The organism is Pseudomonas sp. MF4836 (assembly GCF_002018875.1).
GTDB lineage: Bacteria > Pseudomonadota > Gammaproteobacteria > Pseudomonadales > Pseudomonadaceae > Aquipseudomonas.
In genome coordinates, this window is record NZ_MVOL01000025.1 from 21,560 (window position 1) to 44,763 (window position 23,204).

General features: G+C 66.2%; 17 protein-coding genes. 12 read left to right on the forward strand and 5 right to left on the reverse strand.

The features are described from left to right. The first annotated feature begins 28 nt into the window (after nt 1-28). Nucleotides 29-745 carry an MgtC/SapB family protein gene (locus MF4836_RS33305; RefSeq protein WP_020295518.1) on the forward strand — a complete coding sequence of 239 codons (717 nt, stop codon included), beginning with the start codon at nt 29-31 and terminating at the stop codon, nt 743-745. A gap of 29 nt (nt 746-774) precedes the next feature. Here MF4836_RS33305 and MF4836_RS33310 read toward each other — a convergent pair whose 3' ends face one another. Continuing rightward, nucleotides 775-1,089: a hypothetical protein gene (locus tag MF4836_RS33310; RefSeq protein ID WP_078473951.1), complete on the reverse strand. Its 315-nt coding sequence runs from the start codon at nt 1,087-1,089 to the stop codon at nt 775-777. A 602-nt stretch (nt 1,090-1,691) separates the two neighbouring features. On the opposite strand from MF4836_RS33310, the gene MF4836_RS33315 reads away from it, so the two are divergent. Then, nucleotides 1,692-2,120 carry a chemotaxis protein CheY gene (locus tag MF4836_RS33315; RefSeq protein ID WP_078473952.1) on the forward strand — a complete coding sequence of 143 codons (429 nt, stop codon included), beginning with the start codon at nt 1,692-1,694 and terminating at the stop codon, nt 2,118-2,120. Nucleotides 2,121-2,174: 54 nt separating this feature from the next. Here the strand turns inward: MF4836_RS33315 and dkgB are convergent, their stop codons facing one another. Continuing rightward, entirely contained in the window at nt 2,175-2,978 is an 804-nt protein-coding gene (gene dkgB / locus MF4836_RS33320; protein ID WP_078473953.1) for a 2,5-didehydrogluconate reductase DkgB, read from the reverse strand. 238 nt (nt 2,979-3,216) lie between these two features. Next, the gene (locus MF4836_RS33325; RefSeq protein ID WP_020295522.1) at nt 3,217-3,753 is read right to left on the reverse strand and encodes a PaaI family thioesterase; all 537 of its coding nucleotides are present in this window, start codon (nt 3,751-3,753) and stop codon (nt 3,217-3,219) included. 219 nt (nt 3,754-3,972) lie between these two features. On the opposite strand from MF4836_RS33325, the gene MF4836_RS33330 reads away from it, so the two are divergent. The 8 genes from MF4836_RS33330 to MF4836_RS33365 all read left to right on the forward strand — a co-directional run bounded on the left by MF4836_RS33330 (nt 3,973) and on the right by MF4836_RS33365 (nt 17,527). Further along, nucleotides 3,973-4,845, forward strand: coding sequence for a pirin family protein (locus MF4836_RS33330; protein WP_078473954.1), 873 nt, complete (start codon nt 3,973-3,975; stop codon nt 4,843-4,845). A 139-nt stretch (nt 4,846-4,984) separates the two neighbouring features. Then, complete coding sequence (locus tag MF4836_RS33335; protein ID WP_078473955.1) at nt 4,985-6,427, forward strand: mechanosensitive ion channel family protein; 1,443 nt, start codon at nt 4,985-4,987, stop codon at nt 6,425-6,427. Between the two features lie 107 nt (nt 6,428-6,534). Further along, a complete protein-coding gene (locus MF4836_RS33340; protein ID WP_078473956.1) occupies nt 6,535-6,975 on the forward strand; it encodes a carboxymuconolactone decarboxylase family protein in 441 nt (146 codons plus the stop codon). Between the two features lie 107 nt (nt 6,976-7,082). Next, entirely contained in the window at nt 7,083-10,766 is a 3,684-nt protein-coding gene (locus MF4836_RS33345; protein ID WP_078473957.1) for a DUF4132 domain-containing protein, read from the forward strand. A 33-nt stretch (nt 10,767-10,799) separates the two neighbouring features. Beyond that, nucleotides 10,800-11,900, forward strand: coding sequence for an ATP-binding protein (locus tag MF4836_RS33350; protein WP_078473958.1), 1,101 nt, complete (start codon nt 10,800-10,802; stop codon nt 11,898-11,900). Further along, nucleotides 11,884-14,340: a DUF5682 family protein gene (locus MF4836_RS33355; protein WP_078473959.1), complete on the forward strand. Its 2,457-nt coding sequence runs from the start codon at nt 11,884-11,886 to the stop codon at nt 14,338-14,340. Before MF4836_RS33350 ends, MF4836_RS33355 begins: the two co-directional genes overlap by 17 nt. After that, the gene (locus MF4836_RS33360) at nt 14,337-15,464 is read left to right on the forward strand and encodes a VWA domain-containing protein (RefSeq protein ID WP_078473960.1); all 1,128 of its coding nucleotides are present in this window, start codon (nt 14,337-14,339) and stop codon (nt 15,462-15,464) included. Before MF4836_RS33355 ends, MF4836_RS33360 begins: the two co-directional genes overlap by 4 nt. Beyond that, nucleotides 15,461-17,527, forward strand: a complete 2,067-nt coding sequence (locus tag MF4836_RS33365) for a hypothetical protein (protein ID WP_078473961.1) — start codon at nt 15,461-15,463, stop codon at nt 17,525-17,527. The genes MF4836_RS33360 and MF4836_RS33365 overlap by 4 nt, the downstream gene beginning before the upstream one ends. 6 nt (nt 17,528-17,533) lie before the next feature. Here MF4836_RS33365 and MF4836_RS33370 read toward each other — a convergent pair whose 3' ends face one another. Together MF4836_RS33370 and MF4836_RS33375 are read right to left on the reverse strand one after the other, a co-directional pair. After that, nucleotides 17,534-19,123 (reverse strand): DHA2 family efflux MFS transporter permease subunit, encoded by a 1,590-nt coding sequence (locus tag MF4836_RS33370; protein ID WP_078473962.1) that lies wholly within the window; start codon nt 19,121-19,123, stop codon nt 17,534-17,536. After that, nucleotides 19,120-20,250, reverse strand: coding sequence for an HlyD family secretion protein (locus MF4836_RS33375; protein ID WP_078473963.1), 1,131 nt, complete (start codon nt 20,248-20,250; stop codon nt 19,120-19,122). Before MF4836_RS33375 ends, MF4836_RS33370 begins: the two co-directional genes overlap by 4 nt. 396 nt (nt 20,251-20,646) lie before the next feature. Here MF4836_RS33375 and MF4836_RS33380 point away from each other — a divergent pair, with 396 nt between their 5' ends. Together MF4836_RS33380 and MF4836_RS33385 are read left to right on the forward strand one after the other, a co-directional pair. Then, the gene (locus MF4836_RS33380; RefSeq protein ID WP_078473964.1) at nt 20,647-21,885 is read left to right on the forward strand and encodes an MFS transporter; all 1,239 of its coding nucleotides are present in this window, start codon (nt 20,647-20,649) and stop codon (nt 21,883-21,885) included. A 139-nt stretch (nt 21,886-22,024) separates the two neighbouring features. Further along, the gene (locus MF4836_RS33385; RefSeq protein WP_020296873.1) at nt 22,025-23,098 is read left to right on the forward strand and encodes an NAD(P)-dependent alcohol dehydrogenase; all 1,074 of its coding nucleotides are present in this window, start codon (nt 22,025-22,027) and stop codon (nt 23,096-23,098) included. Nucleotides 23,099-23,204: the final 106 nt, after the last annotated feature.

The following is a 23,204-nucleotide window of genomic DNA, read 5'->3' on the forward strand; positions in this document are numbered from 1 at the left end:
TTTGCCATTTCGCACAAGGACCCTGCCCATGCAAGCCATCGACAACATCAACCTGACCTCGTTGGTCGACACCCTGGTTAGCCTCAGCGCGGCGTTTGTTCTCGGTGGCTTGATTGGTTTCGAGCGCCAGTATCGCCAGCGCACGGCCGGGTTGCGCACCAATGTGCTGGTGGCCGTGGGGGCGGCGATTTTTGTCGACATGGCCAACCGCCTGGGCGGCGCCGAGGGTGCGGTGCGGGTGGTGGCGTATGTGGTGTCGGGCATCGGCTTTCTCGGCGCCGGGGTGATCATGCGCGAGGAGGGCAATGTGCGCGGCCTCAATACCGCGGCCACGCTCTGGGCGTCGGCGGGTGTCGGGGCGTGCGCCGGTGCCGACCTGATTCTGGAGGCGTTGCTCGGCACCCTGTTTGTGTTGGCGGCCAACACCCTGCTGCGGCCGATCGTTAATAACATCAACCGCCAGCCGCTGGATGTGATTTCCGCCGAGGTCACCAATATCGTCTACGTCATCGCCCAGCGCGCGCGGCAAAAGGCGGTGCTGGCGCTGCTGGAAGCCGAGCTTGAGCGCAGCAACTACCCGGCCAGCGACGTCGACGTGCATGCCTTTGGCAGCGAGGAGGTGGAGATCGAAGCGACCCTGGCCACCACCTCGGTCGACGGTGACGAACTCGATGCCCTGGTGGCGCGGCTGTCGACCTCGCCGCTGGTGCAACAGGCGTTCTGGAGCCCGAGCACCACCGAGTGAAACGCCGTCACCGTTCGCGATTCAAGCGCTCAGGGGACGTTGCCGGCCTTGACCTTGGCCCCGTCGAGCAGCGCGTCGACAATGGCCCGCGCGGTTTCCACGCAATGGATCATCGACCATATCAGGCCCCGCTCGACGCCGCTGGCGCTGCTGATTTCATCTGACACCTCCTCGGCGCTCAACAGCAGTTGCGACACCTGGATCAGTGCCTCTTCAGCATTGAACCCTTCACGAATCGCCAACAGCGAACGCTGCCGGGCATCGCGGCAGCCAAAAGCGCGGCTGGCGGTGCTGCCGAGTGCATCGGTCAGGGAAGAGGGGGGATCGGGAACGAGTTTTTTCATGGGTGCAGCTCCTAGGGTGGTGGAGCCGCCACGTTTCGCTGCGAAGCGAAGAGGGTGGCAGCTGTACGCAGGTTCGCAGACCGGGCCCTAGGAACCCCGGCAGACTCGAAAGTCTCCCGCGCACAGCCGCCATAAAAACGATGAACAGGCATAACAACATGCCTGCATCAGATGGTGAGCTCTGTGCGTCCAGGGTTGGCTCGGGCTGCGAAACCCGATCGCTGGTGTGCAGCGACACCCGGAGACTAGCCACCCACCCGATACAGAACAAGAGCCCGCAGCACCCAAAAATGACCGTTGGGATTCTCTAGGAAAAGCCTTACAAAACAAAGCGACAATTCACTCGCCCAGCCCCTAGCCCCAACTCGCGTGGAGCTTGAAACTTGACGCTTGCTACTGGGCGCTTGGACTTTTTGTTTTGCCGGGGTGGCACCTAAGTGAATTTTTCGGGTCTTTGAAAGGGGCCGCGGGTATGAGGTTGCTATATCGCTTTTCAGATTGTTCCTACAGCAAACCCCTATCGACTTGCATAACCTCTGCCCGGATCTCTAGGGAGCTAGAACGTTCATCCCGCTGAATTAACCGTCACGGTCTGACAAAAAATGTTGAATAAAACCTTGCGTGTCCTGATTGCCGATGAGCAGCACTTCAATCGCATGAAAATAGAAAGGGACTTGAACCAGCTGCGCTATTTCCGGATTGCCCCGGTTCACCACCTGGAAGAGTTGCTGACCCTGGTGGAGTACGGGTGTGAACCGTTCGACCTGTTGATCATCAGTGCCGCGTTTGTGGGCCAGGCCCAGTTCGATCTGCTGTCCTTTTGTCTGGACAACCCTCAGATCAACCACGCATTGATCTACGACGGGCAACGCCTGGAGCAATCCCAGGTGCTGTCGCGCCGTCAGCAGAAGATCCAGCTCAACCAGCAGCAACTGCCGGACCGGGAAAGCCTGAAGCGCCTGATGGCCTGGGTCGACCCCTCTCTGGAGCAAGCCAGCCTCAACAGCCAGCGCAAGCTGCACGCTTTTTAACCACCTGCGCCAGCGAAAACGGCCAGGGCCTGCGTCAGCACCCTGGGGTTTGGTTCAGTCCCAGTGTGGCGCCAGGCCGGCGGGGCTGGTCAGGCGATGGGCGCGTTCCAGGCCGGCAATGCGCGCCATGTCGTCCTCGGTCAGGCGCAGGTCACAGGCGCCCAGGTTGCTTTGCAGGTTGGCGCGCTTGGTCGATGACGGAATCACCGCATAACCCAGCTGCATGGCCCAGGCCAGGGTCACCTGCGCCGGCGTGGCCTGATGCTGCGTGGCGATCTGCTGGATCACCGGATCGTTCAGCACCTCACCGTAGGCCAGGGTCATGTAGGACGTGATCTGGATCCCCTGGCTGCGGGCGAACTCCGCCACCTTGCGGTTTTGCAGGTAGGGGTGCAGCTCGATCTGGTTGGTGGCGATCTGCTCGGCGCCGACGACCTTGATCGCTTGTTGCATCAGGTCGATGGTGAAATTGGAGATGCCGATCTGCCGGGTCAGCCCCAGTTGCTTGGCCTCCAGCAGCGCGCTCATGAATTCCTCGACCGGCACTTGGTCATCGGGGGAGGGCCAATGGATCAGGGTCAGGTCCAGGTAGTCGGTTTGCAGCTTGCGCAGGCTTTCCTTGAGGCTGGGGATCAGTGTGTCGGCGGCGAAATGGGCGACCCAGATCTTGCTGGTGATAAACAGCTGGTCGCGGGCGATGCCACTGGCGGCAATGGCCTCGCCGACCTCGGCTTCGTTGTCATAAATCTGCGCGGTATCGATTGCCCGGTAACCCAGCTCCAGGCCGGTGCTCACCGAATCGATCACAACCTGGCCCTGTAAACGAAACGTGCCAAGGCCAAAGGCGGGTACAGACATAAGAAACTCCGAAAGTGTGGTGGGAATGCCCCGAGTATCCGCACCTGCCGCCCGAAGAAAAACCCAAGGTCGGGCAAAGCAATATTGCCCCCCACGCACGAATCCATCCCCCGCCCGCACCCAGACCCACACCTGTAGCCACTGCCGCTAGGCTGCGCAGTCCCTCAATAACGCCGGAGATACTCCGGATGTACACAGCGCCTGTCATGGCCAGCGCAGCCTGGTGGCACGGCCGTCTTCATCGCGGCTGCAAGATCATGCAGGTGGTCGACCCCGTGGCATACAGGCGCCCATCCACATCGTAGATGCGCCCTTCGGCCAGGGCGGTGGAGCGGCCCAGATGCACGACTTTGCCTTCGGCGCGGATCGGGCCGCTGCTGCCGGTGAGGGCGCGGACGTAGCTGATGCGCAGGTCGAGGGTGGTATAGCCCTGGCCCTTTTGCAGTTGGGTATGAATCGCGCAGCCCATACACGAGTCGAGCAGGGTCGCGGCGTAGCCGCCGTGCACGCTGCCCAGGGGGTTGTAGTGCCGTGAATCCGGTGTGCCCTGGAACAGGAACATCCCGGCCGACCATTCGATGGGGATAAAGTCCAGCAGGCTGCCAATCGGCGGCGAGGGCAGTTCGCCATTGCCGATGCCTTCGAAGAATTCACTGGGCGAGAGCGCGCTGACTTCGGCCAGGCTCAGGCTCCCGGGCCCGGCCAGGCGGGCGCGCATGGCCTGCTCCTGGGCGATCCATTGGGCCAGGGTGGCATCACGGGATGGGCTTTGCATGGGCATTTCCTCTGGGAGCGGACAGGACGATGAGGGGTGAATATTATGCTCGAAATATTTCATCGGCCAGTGTCAAAACCGCCACAGGTCGGAAGCTGGCGGTGCGTGCACCATCGTCCTCTTCATGGAACGCAGTAACTGATTTTTGCCGTCTAGTGCGCCCCGGGGCGCTGCTTTAAGGTGGCGCATCGGTTTTTATCCACCCCTTCGAGGCCCGCCATGAAGAACATCATCGGTATCTACACCAGCCCCCGAGCACATTGGGTGGGCGATGGTTTCCCGGTTCGCACGCTGTTTTCCTACGACAACCTGGGCCAGCACATCAGCCCGTTTCTGCTGCTCGATCACGCCGCACCCACCGAGTTCAGCCCGACCACCGAGCGCCGTGGCGTGGGCCAGCACCCCCATCGCGGTTTCGAGACCGTGACCATCGTCTACCAAGGCGAACTGGAGCACCGCGATTCCACCGGCAGCGGCGGCATCATCGGCGCCGGCGACGTGCAGTGGATGACTGCCGCCAAGGGCATCCTGCACGAGGAGTTCCACTCCCAGGGTTTCGCCCAGCGTGGCGGCACCCTGGAAATGGTCCAGCTGTGGGTCAACCTGCCAGCCCGGGACAAGATGGCCGCGCCCGGCTACCAGACCCTGATCGATGGCGATATCCCGCTCATCAGCCTGCCTGACGACGCCGGTAACCTGCGGCTGATCGCCGGTGAGTTCGCCGGGCAACAGGGACCGGCGCGCACCTTTACCCCGATCGACGTCTGGGACATCCGCCTCAACGCCGGCAAGCCCCTGACCCTGGACCTGCCCGCCGGGCGCAACACGGCCCTGGTGGTGCTGCATGGCACGGTCCAAGTCAATGGCCAGGAACTGGCGCGCGAAGGGCAACTGGTGCTGTTCGAGCGCGACGGCCAGCAACTGAGCCTGGAGGCCAACAACGATGCGGTGGTGCTGCTGCTCAGCGGCGAGCCGATCGACGAGCCCATCGTCGGCCACGGCCCGTTCGTGATGAACAGCGAGCAGGAAATCCACCAGGCCTTCATCGACTTCCAGTCCGGTGGCTTTGGCCGGATGGACGCCGCGCACTAGGTAGCCATCGCTGCGGCCGGGCCTGAGCCCCGCGCCGCAGCCCGCCTTCCCGCCATTCCCCGGGTTTTTTATTTCCAGCTATACCTGCTGCTGCAGGTGGTGTGCGATCTTCGCGCCACTGGTTTGCTGGAGTTGCGCGATGCCGTCTGTCCTCACCGATCACCCGTTGCTCTGCGCCCTGGCGCTGATATTTATCGACATTGTGTTGTGGCGGCTGATCGGCAGCCGGGGCAGCCGGTGGCAACTGGCGGTGCGGGTGCTGATTTTCTCGTTGTTCAGCCTGCTGTTGTTCAACGAAGGCATGAACCCCATGCAGCCGGCACCCTGGCCGGAGAACGTGCCGCTGCACCTGGCGGCCACCGGTTTGCAGATTGGCTGGTGGCTGTTTGGCGCACGCACCCTGACCGTGCTCCTGGGCACCCTGATGATGCAGCGGGTCGGCCACACCGGGCGGTTGTTGCAGGACCTGCTGGGGGCGGTGATCTTCCTGATCGCGATCATCGCCGCCCTGGCCTACGTGCTCGACCTGCCGGTCAAGGGCGTGCTAGCCACTTCCGGGGCCGTGGCGATCATTGTCGGCCTGGCGTTGCAGAGCACCCTCAGCGATGTGTTTTCCGGGATCGTGCTCAACACCACCAAGCCCTATCAGCTCGATGACTGGATCTCCATAGACGGCACCGAAGGCCGGGTCACCGATATCGATTGGCGCGCCACGCGCCTGCAAACCGCCCAGGGCAGCATGGCGGTGATCCCCAACTCCCTGGCGGCCAAGGCCAAGATCATCAACTTCAGCCGCCCCAGCGATATGCACGGGGTGTCCATCAGTGTGCAGGTCAGCCCCCATGCCCGGCCGCACCGGGTGATCGAGGCGCTGGAGCGGGCGATGCTCGGCTGTCGCCAGTTGCTGGCGACCCCGGCGCCCAGCGTGGCCCTCAAAAGCTCCGGCAGCGCCGGCGTCGAGTACGAAATCAGTGGCTTCGTGGCCTCTATGGGGCTTAAGCGCGAGGTGCGCAATCAGCTGTATGACCTGGCGTTCCGCCACCTGCAGACCGCCGGGGTGAGCCTGCTGTCCACTGGCGAGAGTGCCGCCCCCAGCAACCTGTCGCGGCCCCGGGCCCTGCTCGAAAGCTCGTCGATTTTCTCGACCCTGCGCCAGGAGGAAAAAGACACCTTCAGCCAGAACATGCACCTGCAGACCTTCCGCGCCGGGGCGATGATCCTGCCGGCGGGGGAGGTCAGCGACCATTTGTTCATCATCGAGTCGGGCGTGGTCTCGGTGACCCTGAGTCGCGCCGGCGTGCCGTTCGAGGCCGGGCGCATGGGGCCGGGGGAGGTGATCGGCGAAGCGGGGATCCTGGCTGAGCAATCGGTGCCGGCGGACTTCAGCGCCAAGACCTTCTGCAGCCTGTACCGCATCGAGAAGGACTACCTCAAGCCGTGCCTGGAAGCGCGCCAGGATATCGGCGAGGCCATGAAGAACCTGCTCGACCTGCGCCTGCACAGCGCCCAGGTGCTGACCGCCGACTTGCCCCCGGCCCCGGCGAAAAAAGGCTTTATGCAGTGGTTGCGCAACCACACCTAGGCCGGCGGTGGCCGATTGGCCACCTCATCTTTGTCACAATTGGATATGGGTCGGCAGCGGTGACGGGCTTAACGTAGCGGCACATTCACTTGTACCGGAGCACGTTCATGCAACCTCGTATCGATTTCTACACCGCCTCGCCCGATGCCCTCAAAGCCATGATGGCCCTGGAAAATGCGGTGTCGAAACTGCCCCTGGAAAAATCGCTGATCGAGCTGGTCAAGCTGCGCGCCTCGCAGATCAACAGCTGCGCCTTCTGCGTCGACATGCACACCGCCGATGCGCGCAAGGGTGGCGAGACCGAGCGCCGCCTGTACGCGGTGTCGGTGTGGCGCGAGGCGCCGTTCTTCACCCCGCGCGAACGGGCCGCCCTGGCCTGGACCGAATCGATGACCCTGATCAGCCAGACCCACGCTCCGGACGCCGACTACGAGCTGCTGGCCAGCGCGTTCAGCCCCAGCGAAATGGTCGACCTCACCGTGGCAATCTCCACCATCAATAGCTGGAACCGTCTGGCCGTGGGCTTCCGCAAGCTGCCGCTGGCATAAGCGAACGGCCCGGGCGGGGCACCGGCTGCATAGGTCGCCCTGCCGCCAAGGGACATTGTGTTATATCCTGCGCGCCCGAAACGGACCGATAGCGAACAGGACGACAGATGCTCAAATGGATAGGCAAGGTATTGGGTGGGGCCAGCGCAACGCCGGCCGCAGCGGCGCGCGACGTGCCGGGCAACGTCTGGCTGCAGCGCCTGCAGACCTACCTCGAACCCCTTGACCACTTGCCCGATAACGGCGGCCGCGCCGGCCTGGCCGAGGCGATCCTGACCTATGTGCGCCAGGGCGATGGGCCGCAGGTCCTGGCCGAACTGGGCCAGCGTTACGCCGTCGCCAACTACCTGCACATTTTGAGCGGGCACGCGTGCCGGGTCGGCAGCCTCGGGCCGCAGCTGTATCACGATCTGACCGATGTCGACCCGGCCCAGCTGTTGCGCTGGGCGCGGGTGCTGCAAGCCTGCCCGGCACGCCGCTTCGGCATCAGCATGGCCGACGGCAGCCATTGGCCGGAGCTGCTCCTGACCCACAGCGTCGAGCTGTTGCGCGACCCGCAGACCGACGAAACCCGCATCGTCCAGCGCATCAGCGCACCCTTGATGGAAACTCTGCTGCTGGAAGCGCAGCTGCCGCCCTCGGCGCTGCTGACCGCGTGTTTCAGCGGCTCGAACGACGCCTACCGCCAGGGCTACGGCATCTACCTGGTGCCCTATATGGACGGTTATTCACAGTGGGTGCTGCGCCATGTCGAGGCGCTGCGTCCGTTGCTGCTGGCGGGGGACATGTACCTCAAGCACCAGGTTCTGAACCTGATGAACGACCTCGATCCGCCGGTCATGAGCGCCATGGCCGGTGAGCTGTGTGAGATGGCCTGTGGCGGCAATCGCGAAGTGCGTGAGCAGGCGGCGCCGCTGCTGCTCAAGTGCCAGCGCGGTGCCCTGCACCCCCTGACCCTGATGATCCAGGGTGGCAAGCCCGAGCAGCGCGCCCATGCCCTGCGCCTGCTGTGGGCCCTGGCCAACCAGTTGGCTGATTCGCCCCTGCGCGCCGAGGCCCGGGCCCTGGCCGAAGCCGACCGTGCGGCCTCGGTGCGCGGCCTGCTTGCCGAGTGGGACGCTGAGCCTGCCCACGAGCAGGGGCCGGTTCACTACAGCGGCCCGGTGATTGACTGGGCGGTGGCGCTGACCCCCGAGCGCCTGGAAGTGGTCGAGCAACTGTGGGCCGACCTCAATCAGCTGATCGACCGGCATAACGAAAGCATCACCGAGTACTACACCGCCCATCCGGAGAAAAAAACCGCCGGCAAGTCGGAGTTGTGGCCCAACTACAGCGCTGCGGCCCTGAACCAGCTCAAGGCATTCCTGGCCTCGTCCGAGGTGGTGCCGCCGGCGTCCCGCGAGCTGCCGCAAGACCACAGTGAGTACTTTTCCCGCTCGGCGATGCAGGCCTTCGCTGACAGCGAGGCGTTGACGGCGGTGATGGCGTTCAAGGTCCTGGATTTCTGCAACGCCCTGGGCAGTGGCGAGGGCCGCCTGAGCCACATCACCTGTCGCGCGTTGGAGCAAGCCTATCGACAGGACGATTCGCTGAGCCTGATGGCCCTGGCACAGATGCTCGAGGACCGTGGCCGCGACGGCGACAGCCTGTTGCAGGATTGCTTCAATAACGGGTTCGCCGAGGGCTGGGATGCCGACGCCGTGGCCCCGTATTTTGCCCTGCACGTGGGCTGGCTGGAGCAGGCGCTGGCGGCTCTGGAGGTGTATCACACCGACGCGCTATACGCCGCGGTGGTCAAGATGACAGCGCCGCCCGCGTCCTTGATCAACCGTCTGTTCGAGATCGCCCTGGGCTCCAACCAGGGTGAGCGGGCCCTGGCCCAGCGCGCTCTTGAACAGCTGCCGGGCAAGGAGGCGCACCTGATTGCCGCCCTGGGCTCCGGCAAGTCCGAGGTCCGGCTGCTGGCCACCAAGTGGCTCGGCAACCTGGGCCATCAGCCGGCGATCCCGGCCCTGGAACAGGCCCTGAAAAAGGACAAGAACGACGGCGTGCGCACCGCCATGATCGAAGCCCTGGAGCAAATGGGCCAGCCGGTGGAGCAGTACCTGGACCGCGAACAATGGGTCATCGACACCAGCAAGGCCATGGCCAAGGGCGCGCCCAAGGACCTGGTGTGGTTCCCGTGGGACGCCTTGCCCGAATTGCGCTGGGCCGATACCCAGGAGCCGGTTCCGGCCCTGGCGGCCCAGGGCCTGCTGGCCCAGGCAGTCAAGCTCAAGTCGGCGCAGCCGGGGGCGTTGCTGCGGCGTTTCTGCGGGATGTTCGAGGCCCGCGGCCGCGAGCGTTTCGGCCAGTTTGTGCTGGAAACCTGGCTCGCCGAAGACACCCGGCCGATCCCGCTGGAGCAGGCCCAGCAGCTGGCCGAGCAACATGCCACCAACACCCTGTTTTTCATCCAGCGCTACCCGGACGACTACAAGGACAGCCCGCACCGGGGCAAGGGCCTGGACGAGCTGAGCGCCAGCTTTCTGCCGCGTTTCATGCGCCAGCCCCAAGGCTCGGCGGCGGCCAGCAAAGGCTTGCTGGCGGTGGTGGCGGCCTGTGCCGGGGCTGATGCTGCGGCCTCGGCCGGGCGTTACCTCAAGGAGTTCTATGGCACCCGCGCGTCCCAGGGCAAGGCGCTGATCGCCATGCTGGCCTGGGTCGAGCACCCGTCCGCGACCCAGCTGTTGCTGTCCATTGCCAGTCGCTTTCGCACCGCAGGCTTTCAGGAAGAAGCCATCCTGCAAGCCCAGGCCCTGGCCGAACGCAACCACTGGACCCTGGCCGAGCTGGCGGACCGCACCTTGCCTTCGGCCGGCTTCGACGAGCACGGCCTGCTGGAGCTGAGTTACGGCGAGCGGCTGTTCAGCGCGCGTTTGCTGGCCGACTTCAAGATCGAGCTGTACAACCCCGACGGCAAGAAAATCGCCGCCTTGCCCGACCCGCGCCAAGACGACGACGCCGACGAAGCCAAAGAGGCGAAGAAGCAGTTCGCCAGCGCCAAGAAATCCCTGGCCAGCATCGTCAAACAGCAGACCGAGCGCCTCTACGAAGCTCTGTGCACGGGCCGTGAGTGGCCGTACGCCGACTGGCAGCGTTACCTCAACCAGCACCCGATCATGCGCCGGCTGTTGCAGCGCCTGGTCTGGGTGCAGGTCGAGGGGGATCGGGCAGTGGCCAGCTTCCGCCCGCTGGACGATGGCAGCCTGACCGATTGCGAGGACAACCCGCTGACCCTGGCCGACGACGCCCAGGTGCGCCTGGCCCACGACTCGCTGCTGGGCGCCGAGGAACTGGCCCAGTGGCAGCAGCACCTGGTGGACTACGAAGTGACGCCGCTGTTCCAACAGCTGGGCAAGGGCGTCTATCAGTTGCCCGAAGGGCAGGGCGATGCCCATGCCATCGAGGATTTCAAGGGCCACCTGCTGGAAGCCTTCGCCCTGCGCGGCCGCGCGCTGAAGCTGGGTTATACCCGGGGCGCGACCGAGGATGCCGGCTGGTTCTACACCTATGAAAAGTCCTTTGTCAGCCTCGGGCTGTCGGCCGATATCCGCTTTACCGGCAACCCGCTGCCGGAGAGCAACCGCACCGTGGCCCTGCTCGACCTGACGTTCTACCGCGGCGGCTACAGCATGCCCCTGGCCGAGGTGCCGACGATTCTGCTCTCGGAGTGCTACCACGACCTGCGCTCGATCGCCGCCCAGGGCACAGGGTTCGACCCGGATTGGGAAAAGAAAAGTGAATACTGAACGCCTGGCACGCCACCTTAAAGGACCACGCCCATGACCCCTGCGCCTGGCGCAATGCTCAAGGCCCCGGCCGAACAGGCCCACGCCGCAGAACTGGCGCGCCTGCAACAGCACGACAGCGGCCCGCGCCCCAGCGGCTGGCGCCTGTCACCGCGCGCGGTGCGCGGGTTTATCCTCGGCGACGGGGCGTTGCAGGTGCGGCGCAAGTTCTATGGCGACGATGCCCTGATCGACCGCTGCATCGTGACCCTGATGAGCAACCGTGGGTTGATGCTGGTGGGCGAGCCGGGGACCGCCAAGTCGATGCTCTCCGAGCTGCTGGCGGCGGCGATCTGCGGCCAGTCGTTGTGCACGGTACAGGGTACGGCCGGGACCACCGAGGAGCAGATCCGCTATTCGTGGAACTACGCCTTGCTGCTGGCCGAAGGCCCGACCCAGCGCGCCCTAGTGCGCGGCCCGATGTATGAGGCGATGCGCAGCGGCAGCCTGTGCCGGATCGAAGAAATCACCCGCATGCAGCCCGAGATCCAGGACAGCCTGATCAGCCTGCTCTCGGACAAAGTGCTGCACGTACCCGAACTCAAGGGCGAAGAGGCCACGGTATTTGCCGCGCCGGGGTTCAATATCCTGGCCACCGCCAACTTGCGTGACCGGGGCGTGCATGAGATGTCCAGCGCCCTCAAGCGCCGCTTCAACTTCGAAACCGTGCGCCCCATCAGCGACCGGCGCCTGGAAACCCAGCTGGTGCGCGAACAGACCGAAGCCCTGTTGCAACAGGCCCAGGTCAAGGTCGACTTCAGCCCCGACGTGCTCGAACTGCTGGTGACTGCGTTCAACGACCTGCGCCACGGCGCCACCGCCGAAGGCACGGTGCTGGAGAAACCCAGCGCGGTGATGTCGGCCGCCGAAGCGGTGGCGGTGGGGTACGCCGCCAGCCTGGATGCCCACTACTTCGGCAACGGCGTGGTCGGTGGCGAGCATATTGCCCGGCAACTGATCGGCACCGTGCTCAAGGACAACCCCGAGGACGGCGGCAAGCTGCGCCACTATTTCGACGTGGTGGTGCGCCAGCGGGCCCAGCGCCAACCGCAATGGCAGCGGGTGCTCGAGGCGCGGCGTGAGCTTGATCGCTGAGGCGTCCCTGGCTGGCACCGGGCTGGACAGCGCCAGCCTGCGCGCCCTGGGTCAGAGCCTGGCCAGCGATGAGTTGATTGTGTTTGCCGTGCGCCACCACAGCCCAGGTTGCGCCTGGCAATTGCAGCAACTGTTCGCCAGCCATCCGCCGAGCGTGGTGCTGGTGGAAGGGCCACGGTCCTTCGACCCGTTGCTGCCGCTGCTGGTGCACCCTCAAGCGCAGATGCCCCTGGCGATCTACACCTACGCCGTGGGCGGCGCGGCGGCGGATGCGCGGCGCGCGGCCTATTACCCCTTCTGTGACTATTCGCCGGAGCTGGTGGCGCTGCGCGCCGCAGCGGCCCAGGGCATTCCCGCACGTTTTATCGACCTCGACTTTGCCGAGCAATGCGCCCTGGAGGCGTCGCCGCCTGAGGTGGAGCTCGGCCAGGACTCGCTGCTCGACGAAGGTCGTTACCAGCGCAGCGAACACCTGCAACGCCTGGCCAGCCAGCTGGGTTGCCGCGACCACGAAGAACTCTGGGAGCACCTGTTCGAGGTGCCGGCGACCCGGGGCGATTGGTCCGAGCACCTGACCCGGGTCGCGGCCTATTGCCAACTGGCGCGCCTGGATTGCAGCCACGACGAGCTGCAGGGCGACGGCGCCCTGGCCCGTGAGGCGGAAATGGCCTGGCATATCCAGCAGGCCCTGGCCGCCCGGCGTCCGGGGGAGGGGCCGGTGCTGGTGGTGGTCGGTGGCCTGCATGCGGTCGCGTTACCGGGCTTGCTCGCGACCGGGGTCGAGCGGCCGGCCATCAGCCGCGCCGGGCTGACCGATGAAGCCAGCGCGCTGATCCGCTACAGCTTCGACCGCCTGGAACGCCTCAATGGCTACGCCGCCGGCATGACCGCGCCGGCCTGGCACCAGCGGCTGTGGCACGCCCAGCTCCAGCACTCGCAGCGCAGCGCGCAGGCTCCGGCCCGGCCACGGCAGGCGGCGGCCCTGGAGCTGTTGTTCGAGGTCGCGGAAAAGCTCCGCGAGCAGGCCGTGGCGCTGCCGTTGCCGAGCCTCACCGCCGCCTACGAACAGATGCTGCGCCTGGCCACCCTGCGCGGGCGCGATGCGCCGATCCGGGTGGATGTCGACGACGCCATCCTCAGTTGTTTTATCCAGGGCGATGCCGACGCCGACGGCGTCCGGGTGCGACAAGTGGCCCGCGCCTGTTTCACCGGCCAGGCCCTGGGCCGCGTGCCGCCCGGGGCTGGCACGCCGCCGTTGGTCAAGGACGTGGAATACCGTGCCCGGCGCCAGCGCCTGAAGCTCCACGACTCGCAGCCGCGCCGGGTGGTGCTGGACCTGTACCGGCGCGCCGAACACCGGCGCAGCAGCCAGTTGCTGCATGGCCTGCTGCTGTTGGGCATCCCCTTCGCCTGGCGCACCGGCGGCCCGGATTTTGTCGGCGGCCACGGTTTGCATCTGCTCCAGGAGCACTGGGAGTACGCCTGGACGGCCAGCACCGAAGGAGCGCTGGTGGAGGCGTCGGTGTATGGCGCGACCCTGCCCCAGGCGGTGGCCAGTCGCTTCGCCCAGCGCCTGGAGCAGCAGGCCGGCGACGGCGCGGCCGATGCCCGGGGTGCGGCGGCGCTGTTGGTGCAGGCCTGTGTGCTGGGGCTGCATGAGCAGTTGGCCACGCCCTTGCAGCATCTGGCGGACGCCATAGGCGCCGACCCGGTATTTGCCTCGCTGGTGGCGGCCACGGCCAGCCTGTCGCTGCTGCTGGAGTCCCGCGAGCCGTTGCAGGCCGCGCATCTGCCGGGCTTGCCGGGGTTGCTGCGCAGTGCCTATCAGCGTGCCACCTACCTCGGCGCCCAGGGCGTGAGCGAAGCCGAGGCCTTGGGGCATGTGGCCTGCCTGGTGCAGTTGCGCGAATTGCTGGCCGGGGCCGCGGGTGCGGAGCTGGATCAGGCGTTGTACTGGGCCCTGGTCAGCCAGTTGCACCAGCAGCCCAACCTGCTGCTGCGCGGTGCCTGTGCCGGCTTGCTGTACCTGGCCGGGCGCTTGTCCGAAGCACAACTGGCCACGGAACTGGCCGGGCACCTGCACGGCCTGCGTCAACCTCAGGAAGCCGTGGCCTACCTGCGCGGCTTGCTGTCCACCGCTCGCGAGAGCGCATGGCAGGTCCCCAGCCTGCTCGAGGTGCTGGACCCATTGCTCAACCAGTGGGGCGAGGCGCAGTTTGTCGCCTGCCTGCCGGAGCTGCGCCTGGCCTTTGCCGAAATGACCCCGCGTGAAACCGACCGCATCGCAACCCGGGTCGCCCAATTGCACGGCGCCAATGACTTGGGCCGGTTGCGCCATGCCTCGCTGCAGGCCGATCAGGTCCAGGCCAACCTGCGCCTGTCGCAAAGCCTGGCCCTGGTGTTGCAGGGCGACGGCCTCGACCCCTGGATGACGCCATGACCCCCCTCGAACGCTGGCGCCTGGTGCTGGGCAAATACGCCGATAAACCCCTGCGTGACGCCGCCGGCGGTGCCGGGCTGGAAGGCCGGGCGGCGCGCATGGACGTGGCCCTGGAATACCTCTACGGCCGTGAATACCAGGGCCGGGGGCTGCGTGAAGACGCTCGCGCCGGCTCCCTCGACCCGAGCCAACTGACCCTGGTGACCTGGCTGGGCGAGGTACGCGAGCTGTTCCCGGTGGACACGGTGGAGGTGATCGAGCAGCACGCCCTGGACCGCTACGGCCTGACCGAGCTGGTCACCGACTCCCAGGCCCTGGAGCGCCTGGAACCCAACCAACAGCTGTTGCGCACCTTGCTTGCCCTGCGCGGGCACTTGCAGGGCGAGGTGCTGGTGATGGTGCGGCGCATCATTCGCCAGGTGGTGGAAGAGATTCGCCAGCGGCTGGAGCCGCAGGTGCGCCAGGTGCTGTCTGGGCGCCTCAATCGCCAGCGCCATTCGCCCATGGCCGTGGCCCGCAATTTCGATGCCCTGGGCACCCTGCGGCGCAACCTCAAGCACTACGACGTCGAGCGCCAGCGGCTGGTGGTGGAAAAACTGTACTTCTTCCAGCGCAACAGCCGGCGCCTGCCGTGGGACATCATCCTCTGCGTGGACCAGAGCGGGAGCATGGCCGACTCGGTGATTCACAGCGCGGTGATGGCCGGGATTCTCGCCGGGCTGCCGGCGCTGCGGGTCAAGGTGGTGGTGTTCGACACCGACGTGGTCGACCTCAGCGAGCATGCGGGCGATCCGGTGGAAACCCTGATGCGCGTGCAACTGGGGGGCGGCACCGATATCGGCAAGGCCCTGCGTTATTGCAGCCAGTTGCTGGAAAACCCCCAGCGCACGGTGCTGGTGCTGGTCAGTGACTTCTACGAAGGGGCATCGCCCAATGAGCTGCTGCGCACCGTCAAGCAACTGGCCGAGGCTCGGGTGACCCTGCTCGGGCTGGCCGCTCTCGACGACCAGGCCAACCCCGATTACGACCGGCAGATGGCCACCAGCCTCGCCGCCTGCGGCATGCAGATCGCCGCCCTGAGCCCGCAGCGCCTGGCCCACTGGTTGCTCAAGGTGATCTCATGAGTCTGCGCCCGGCGCTGCTGGCGCAACTGCTGAGTTTTGACGACGAAGCCTTTGTCGCCCTGGCCAATCGCGGCCTGTTGCGCCGCGCCTATAAAGACCTGGAAAGCAGCCCGCCACGGCTGCTGGAGGAGGGCCCGGAGCACCTGCTGCTGGAGTGCGGCCCTTATCAACTGCGCTTTGATCAGCGCGGGCCGGCCTTTGCCCAGTGCAGCTGCCCGGCCAGCGGCGTTTGCCAGCACATCCTGGCCGGCGCCCTGGGTTTGCGTGAGATTTTGGCCGAGCAGGGCCCGCCGCTGGCGCCTGGCGCCGAGCCCGAACCGGCGCCGGATCAGCGCCAGGTGCTGCTCGACAGCTTGCTCGCGCTGCCCCATGCCGAGTTGCTCAAGCATGGGGGCAAGCCGGGTTATCGCTGGGCCTGGCAGTTCGTCATGGACCTGGACATGGAACAGGAGCTGCACCTGGGCGGCGAGCACAACCTGACCCTGACCCTGGGCACGCCACCCCTGACCCTGCGCTACATGGGCGGCCCCCTGGGTGGCATGCTCGCCGACCAGCGCAGCGGCGCCCTGGAGAAGCACCAGGTGGCGGCGGTGCTGGCGCTGCGCCGTCGGCAAGGGCTGGAACTGATCGCGCCCGAGCCGCTGGGCAGCGCCAATGCCGAGTCGAGCCCGGCCCTGCGGGAGGCCGCGCGCAGCCGATTGCGCCAGGGCGCGCGGCAGTTGCTGGAAGAGTCGGTGGCGGTGGGCCTGGCCCATTTGTCCCAGGCCATGCAGCAGCGTTACGTGACCCTGGCGGTGTGGGCCCAGGGCGCCGATTACCCACGCCTGGCCCTGTCGCTGCGGCGCCTGGCGGATCAGGTGCAACTGCTGCTGGAGCGGGCGGCCGGGGCCGATGGCCAGCGCCTGTTCGATGAACTGAGCCGCTGTTATGCCTTGCTCCAGGCCTTGGCCAGCGCCGCGCAACGTGGCGAAGAGCCGGTGCGCCTGCTGGGCCAGGCGCGCAGCCAGTACACGCCGTCGACGGCCCTGGAACTGTGGGGGCTGGGCGCCAATGCCTGGCGCACGGCATCCGGTTACCAGGGCTTGAGCCTGGTGTTCTGGAGCCCGGCGCAACAGGGTTTTTTGTCCTGCACCGAGGCCCGGCCCGAGCTGCAACGCGGCTTCAACCCGTTACTGCGCTACCGCCATCCGGGCCCCTGGAGCGGTCTGCTGTCGCCGGCCCATGCCAGCGGCCGGCGGCTGTCGTTGATGGGCGCCCAGGTCAATGGCGACGGGCGCCTGTCGGTGGCCGAGTCGGTACAGGCCACCGTGCTTGAACCATTGACCACGGCGCAGTGGCAGCAACTGCCGGCGGCAGAGGATTGGAGTGCTTTGCTCCAGGCCCGTTCGGCCCAGCGCCGCAGCCTGCTGACCCCGGCGCGGCCGATGAACGACTGGACGCTGTTGCAGCCGGCTGCCGTGGGCACGGTGCAGTTCGACAGCACACGCCAGACCCTGGTCTGGCCGCTGCACGACCATCAAGGCGCGACCCTGTGGGTCGAGTTGCGCTATTCGGCCTACACCCGGCACGCCATCGGCCGGATCGAGCAAGTGGCTGGCGAACCCTGGGTCGAGGGGGCGCGGCTGGTGGCGCGGGTCTATGAGCAGGCGGGCCGGCTGATTGCCGAGCCCTTGAGCCTGATTCGCGCCGATGCCGCCCCGGGCCAGCCGTTGCTCGATGCGCTGCATTTCGATCAGGCACCGGCCACCGCAACGCCGCCTGCGGCTGTGGATGAGACGCTGGACGCGCCAGAGCAGGAGGTGCTGCTGCCCAGCGGCCACCTGCTACCGGAGTTCGCCGGCTGGTTGTGCCAGCAGGCCGAGCGTGGGGTGGACCCGCACGTGGCGTCGGGTGTCGACCAGGCCTTGCAGCAGCGCGGCCTGGCCCTGCGCGCGGCGGGCTACAGCGCCTTTGAGCGCATGGCGCCGGAGGCCGGGGTGCCGGCGCGGCTGATCATTGCCCACTACCTGTGCCTGCAATACCAGCACTTGCAGGCCGCCGGTGGCGAAACTCCCGCCCGCTGAAGGGCCTCAGTGATCGGCCACCGGGGCCGTGGGCGGTGCCACCTTGCGCATCAGCGGCACCATGGCAGTGGCGACGATAAAGCACAGCATGATCATCAAAAACGCATCGCCATAGGTTTGCGTCTGCGCCTCGCGGTAGGTCAGCAGCCACAGTTGATGCAGGCTGGCATTAAGCCCGGCGTCGCCGCCCAGGCTTTGGCTGGCGAAGTTGCCGCCGACCGTGGCCAGCCACTGGTTGAGCGCCTCGTTGCTGCTGTTCAGGTGCTCGGCGAGACGGGTGAAGTGCAGGTTGGTGCGGTCATTGAGGACGGTGGCGCAGGCTGCGATGCCGATCGCCCCACCCAGGTTGCGCATCAGGTTGAACAGCCCCGAGGCATGTTTCAGCCGGGCCTGGGACAGGCCGCCGAGGGTCAGGGTCACCGCCGGCGGCACCGCCAGTTGCTGGGCAATGCCGCGCAGGGCCTGGGGCAGCAGCAGTTCGCGGGCGCCCCAGTCGTGGGTGATCGGGCTGAAGTCCCACATCGACAGGGCAAACAACCCCAGCCCGGTCATCATGATCCAGCGCAGGTCGAGACGGTTGGCGAGGAAGGCGTAGAGCGGGATCGCCAGGATCTGGAACACCCCCGTGGAAAACACCGCCATGCCGATGTCCAGGGCGCTGTAGCCACGGACCCGGCCGAGGAACAGCGGGGTCAGGTAAATGGTCGCGAACAGGCCGATGCCGGTGACGAACGAAAAGAAACAGCCGAGGGCGAAGTTGCGGTCCTTGAGCGCCCGCAGGTCGACAATCGGGTTGGCCACGTGCAGGGTCCGGCCGATAAACGCCAGCCCGGCCAGCCCGGAGATCCACGCCGTGCAGAGGATGGTGCTGTCGCTGAACCAGTTCCAGCGCGGGCCTTCCTCCAGGGTGTATTCCAGGCAGCCGAGAAACAGCGCGAGAAAGACCATGCTCAGGTAGTCGGCGCCCTTGAGCAGCGACAGCTCCGGCTGGTCGATCTTGACCAGCATCGGCACCGCCACGGCGACGAAAATCCCCGGCACCAGGTTGATGTAGAACAGCCAGTGCCAGGATGAAACATCGGTGATCCAGCCACCGATCACCGGGCCCAGGGTCGGCGCCAGAGACGCCACTGCGCCGATGGTGGCGGCGGCAATCACCCGCTGCTTGCCGGTGAAGAAAAAGAACGCGGTGGTGAACACCAGGGGGATCATCGAGCCGCCGAGAAAGCCTTGCAGGGCGCGAAAGGCGATCATGCTCTGGATGTTCCAGGCCGCGCCGCAGAGCAGGCTGGCCAGGGTGAAGCCCACGGCCGAGGCGCAGAACAGCCAGCGTGTGGAGAACACCCGCGACAGCCAGCCGGACAGCGGGATCACGATGATCTCGGCAATCAGGTAGCTGGTCTGGACCCAGGCGGTTTCATCGGTGCCGGCCGACAGGCCGCCGCCGATATCCCGCAGCGACGCCGAGACGATCTGGATATCCAGCAGGGCGATAAACATGCCGATGCACATGCTGGCAAAGGCGAAGACCTTGGTCGCGGTGGCCATGCTCGCGGCATCGAAGGGCAACGCCGGAGCGGCGAGGGCGCGACTCATGGCGCGCTGGCCTGGGCCACGGCCGAGGCCGGCGCGGGGTCTTCATGCAGGGTGTTGACCGCCGCGTTCACCGACAGCCCCGGGCGCAGTTGGCCAAGCACGCCGTCCGCCGGGTCGAGGATCACCCGCACCGGCACCCGTTGCACGATCTTGGTGAAGTTGCCGGTGGCGTTTTCCGGTGGCAGCACGCTGAACTGCGCGCCGGTTGCCGGTGCCAGGCTGTCGAGGTGACCGTGGAATTCACGCCCGGGCAGCACGTCGGCACGAATCACCACCCGTTGGCCGGGGAGCATGTGTTCGAGCTGGTCTTCCTTGAAATTGGCGTCTACCCACAGGCCGCTGGCCGGCACCAGCGACAGCAGTTGCGAGCCGGCCTGGGCATAGGCGCCGGGACGCGCGCGGCGGTTGCCGATCACCCCGTCCACGGGCGCCCGCAGCTCGGTGTAGGCCAGGTTCAGGCGCGCCAGGTCGCGCTCGGCCCGGGCCTGCATCAACGCGGCCCGTGCCTGGAGTTTTTGCGTGGCAATCACCTGCAACTGGCGCTGGCTGGCCAGCAACTCAGCCTCGGCCCGGGCGTTCAGGGCCTGGGCGGTCTTGAACGTGGCATCGGCGCGCTGGGCGCTTTCCACCGACACCGCCGAGCTGCCCACCAGGCGTTTGTAGCGCGCATTGTCTTCCCGCGAGCGGCTCATCTCCGCCCCCGTGGCGTCGATCCCGGCCCGGGCCTGGCCAATCACCGCGTGCTGCAATTGCTCGGTGGCGTCGAGGTTGGCCAGCAGCGCTTCTTGGCCGGCCACCGCGCCTTCGGCCTTGTCCAGGTTGGCGCGGTAGTCCCGCGAATCCAGACGAATCAGCAGATCACCGGCCTGTACCCGCTGGTTATCGCTGACCAGCACCTGCTCGATATACCCGGCGACCTTGGGCCCGATCACCGTCACATCGCCGCCGATGTAGGCGTCGTCGGTGGTTTCGATAAAACGCCCGGCGCTCCACCAGTGCTCGGCGTACACCCCCAGCGCCACCAGGGCAGCCAGGCCCAGGGCGCCGAACAGCAGGGGTTTGCGTCGGCGCGCTGGGGCCGGTAGCGGGGTGATGGCGGTTTCGGTGGCGGCGGACAGGCTGGTCATGGGAGGGCATCCGAGGCTGAAATATTATGTGCGTAATATGATTCATGTAATATTTTCTAACAAGTACGGATTGCTGCCGATCATCCGGTTGTGGGACCCACCTATTGCCAGGCAAGCGTGCTGGGGCAGGCTCGGCGGTGTGCCGCAGCACAGGTTCATTACAAGTCATGGCCGTTACCAAACACCGCATGCCGGCCCGATGCGGCAGTGACAAACCCCCGACCCCGAACACCGCTTCAGGCGCTCAACCCACTGTTAACCAATGATTTTTTAGCCTGTCGACGGTGAGCGCAGGGCACTGGATTTGCTTGGTCGAAAACTTGCATATGGTTGTATGTACATGTTGGGGCGCGGGCGCGACCTCCAAGGGTCTCAGGCAGACGCAGGATCGACAGGATGAAATCCAGAGTATTTCCAGGGTGGTATGTGGTGGGTGCGGCGCATGTGCTGCTGACCCTGATTTTTGGCGCGGCGTACTCCTTTGGCGCGTTCTTCGTGCCCATTCAGGACAGCTTTGCCGTCGGGCGCTTTTCCGTGGCCTCGGTGTTTTCACTGACGGCATTTATCTATTACGGCGCCGGGGTTTTTTCCGGGGCCCTGGCCGATCGCACCTCGCCCCGGGCCGTGGTGGGGGCCGGGGTGGTGTTGCTGGCCCTGGGTTTTTTCTTCAGCAGCTATGCGTCCGGCTCGTTGTCGCTGTTTATTGCCCTGTTCTGCTCGCTGGTCGGGCTGGGTGTCGGCCTGGTGTATGTGCCCCTGGTCGCGACCGTGCAGCGCTGGTTTGTTATCCAGCGCAACCAGGCGTCGGGCATCGCGCTGGCGGGCACCGGGGTCGGTACGTTTATCGGGCCGGTGGCGGCCGGTTTGCTGATGCAGCACCTGTCGTGGGAGTCGACCCTGCGCATCTTTGCCCTGGTGATAGCCCTGGTTGGCTTGCCCATGGCGCTGCTGGTCCGGCGCTCGCCCCAGGCCCTGGGCCTGTTGCCGGATGGCGCCAGGCCCGGCGTCGGCGCGCCGGGCCCGGGTGTTGGCACGTCTCAGGGCATGCGCCTGGGGGAAGCCCTCGGCACGGCGCGTTTCTGGTGTTACTTCGTGGCGGTTTTCCTGGGTTCCGTGGGGCTGTTCAGCGCCCTGGTGCATATCAACCCTTATGCACGGGCGCTGGGCGTATCGAGCGCGCAGGCCAACCTGTTCATTGGCCTGATCGGCGTCGGCAATATTGCCGGGCGCCTGTTTTTAGGGCGCCTGGGTGACCGCATTGGCGCCCACCGCCTGCTGCTGGTACTGACCCTGATCCTGGGCGGGCTCAATGGGCTGTGGCTGGGCGCCCAGACCCCGGTGACCCTCGGCCTGTTCGCGCTGTTGTTCGGCCTGGCCAATGGCGGTTGCATCGCCCTCTATCCGTCTGTGGCGGCTGGCTGGTTCGGCACCGCAAACCTGGGGGCCATCCTCGGTGCGCTGTATGTCTCGGTGGGCGTTGCGGCGTTGGCCGGAGGCAGTCTGGGCGGGCTGCTGTTCGATCTGTACCAGAGCTACAGTGCAACCATCGCCCTGGGCGCGTTGTGCGCTTTAGCCTCGGCGGCCTTTCTGCAACTCGCCGTTCGTCGCAATGGCAGCGCTCCGATCCACGCGTAAGCCCCGCAATAGAGCGCTGGGCAGGCTTCAGGGAGCATCCGCGGCTGTCAATCCGCGCTTTGTTGACCATGATCAACCCCTGGGTGGCGCCTGGGGCGCAGCCTGTAGTGATCGCTCAATCCAACAGGAGATCATGCTCATGGCCAAGATGAAGGCGGCGGTATTCGTCGAGAAAAACCGGATCGTGCTCGAAGACAAGACCATCCCCGAGGTCGGCCCGCTGGATGCGCTGGTGCGCATTACCACCACCACCATCTGCGGCACCGACGTGCACATCCTGCGCGGCGAATACCCGGTGGCCAAGGGCCTGACCATCGGCCACGAACCGGTGGGCATCATTGAACGCCTGGGTTCCCAGGTGCGCGGGTTCAGCGAGGGGCAGCGGGTGATTGCCGGCGCCATCACCCCCAGCGGCCAGAGTTTCGCCTGCCTCTGCGGCTGCGGCGCCCAGGATGGACCCGATACCCGCCACGGTTTCCGTGCCGCCGGCGGCTGGAAGTTCGGCAACACCATCGACGGCTGCCAGGCCGAATACGTGCTGGTGCCGGATGCCCTGGCCAACCTGTGCCCGATCCCCGATGGCCTCAGCGACGAACAGGTGCTGATGTGCCCGGACATTATGTCCACCGGGTTCTCCGGGGCCGAGCGCGGCGCGGTGGATATCGGCGACACGGTGGCGGTGTTCGCCCTAGGGCCGATCGGCCTGTGTGCGGTGGCCGGGGCGCGGCTCAAGGGCGCGACCACCATCATCGGCATCGACACCGTGGCCGAGCGCATGCAGGTCGCCCGTGGCCTGGGCGCGACCCATGTGGTGGATTTCAAGAACGGCGACGTGGTGCAGCAGATCATGGCCCTGACCCAGGGTCGTGGGGTGGACGTGGCCATCGAGGCGCTCGGCACCCAGGGCACCTTCGAGTCGGCGCTGCGGGTGCTGCGCCCGGGCGGCACGCTGTCGAGCCTGGGGGTGTATTCCAGCGACCTGCATATCCCTCTCGATGCCTTTGCCGCCGGCCTTGGCGACCTGAGCATCGTCAGCACCCTGTGCCCGGGCGGCAAGGAGCGCATGCGGCGCTTGATGGAAGTGGTCGCCAGCGGCTGCGTCGACCTCTCGCCACTGGTCACCCACCGCTTCAAGCTGGATGACATCGAGGCCGCTTATGAGCTCTTCGCCCATCAGCGCGATGGCGTCATGAAGATTGCCATTACCCCCTGAGTGGCGGATGACGCTCGGCGCGGCACTGGCTTGATGGAGATCAAGTGCCGCGCCGGCAGAGCGCTCACCATGGGCTCCATACCCGACACTCAAGGTCATGGAGAGA

Bases quoted from the DNA above. Each gene is read 5' to 3' on its own strand.
- MF4836_RS33360 (WP_078473960.1), top strand. From the start codon at position 14,337: ATGACCCCCCTCGAACGCTGGCGCCTGGTGCTGGGCAAATACGCCGAT.
- MF4836_RS33370 (WP_078473962.1), bottom strand. From the start codon at position 19,123: ATGAGTCGCGCCCTCGCCGCTCCGGCGTTGCCCTTCGATGCCGCGAGC.
- MF4836_RS33305 (WP_020295518.1), top strand. From the start codon at position 29: ATGCAAGCCATCGACAACATCAACCTGACCTCGTTGGTCGACACCCTG.
- dkgB (WP_078473953.1), bottom strand. From the start codon at position 2,978: ATGTCTGTACCCGCCTTTGGCCTTGGCACGTTTCGTTTACAGGGCCAG.
- MF4836_RS33330 (WP_078473954.1), top strand. From the start codon at position 3,973: ATGAAGAACATCATCGGTATCTACACCAGCCCCCGAGCACATTGGGTG.
- MF4836_RS33335 (WP_078473955.1), top strand. From the start codon at position 4,985: ATGCCGTCTGTCCTCACCGATCACCCGTTGCTCTGCGCCCTGGCGCTG.
- MF4836_RS33365 (WP_078473961.1), top strand. From the start codon at position 15,461: ATGAGTCTGCGCCCGGCGCTGCTGGCGCAACTGCTGAGTTTTGACGAC.
- MF4836_RS33385 (WP_020296873.1), top strand. From the start codon at position 22,025: ATGGCCAAGATGAAGGCGGCGGTATTCGTCGAGAAAAACCGGATCGTG.
- MF4836_RS33325 (WP_020295522.1), bottom strand. From the start codon at position 3,753: ATGCAAAGCCCATCCCGTGATGCCACCCTGGCCCAATGGATCGCCCAG.
- MF4836_RS33380 (WP_078473964.1), top strand. From the start codon at position 20,647: ATGAAATCCAGAGTATTTCCAGGGTGGTATGTGGTGGGTGCGGCGCAT.
- MF4836_RS33315 (WP_078473952.1), top strand. From the start codon at position 1,692: ATGTTGAATAAAACCTTGCGTGTCCTGATTGCCGATGAGCAGCACTTC.
- MF4836_RS33350 (WP_078473958.1), top strand. From the start codon at position 10,800: ATGACCCCTGCGCCTGGCGCAATGCTCAAGGCCCCGGCCGAACAGGCC.
- MF4836_RS33345 (WP_078473957.1), top strand. From the start codon at position 7,083: ATGCTCAAATGGATAGGCAAGGTATTGGGTGGGGCCAGCGCAACGCCG.
- MF4836_RS33310 (WP_078473951.1), bottom strand. From the start codon at position 1,089: ATGAAAAAACTCGTTCCCGATCCCCCCTCTTCCCTGACCGATGCACTC.
- MF4836_RS33340 (WP_078473956.1), top strand. From the start codon at position 6,535: ATGCAACCTCGTATCGATTTCTACACCGCCTCGCCCGATGCCCTCAAA.
- MF4836_RS33375 (WP_078473963.1), bottom strand. From the start codon at position 20,250: ATGACCAGCCTGTCCGCCGCCACCGAAACCGCCATCACCCCGCTACCG.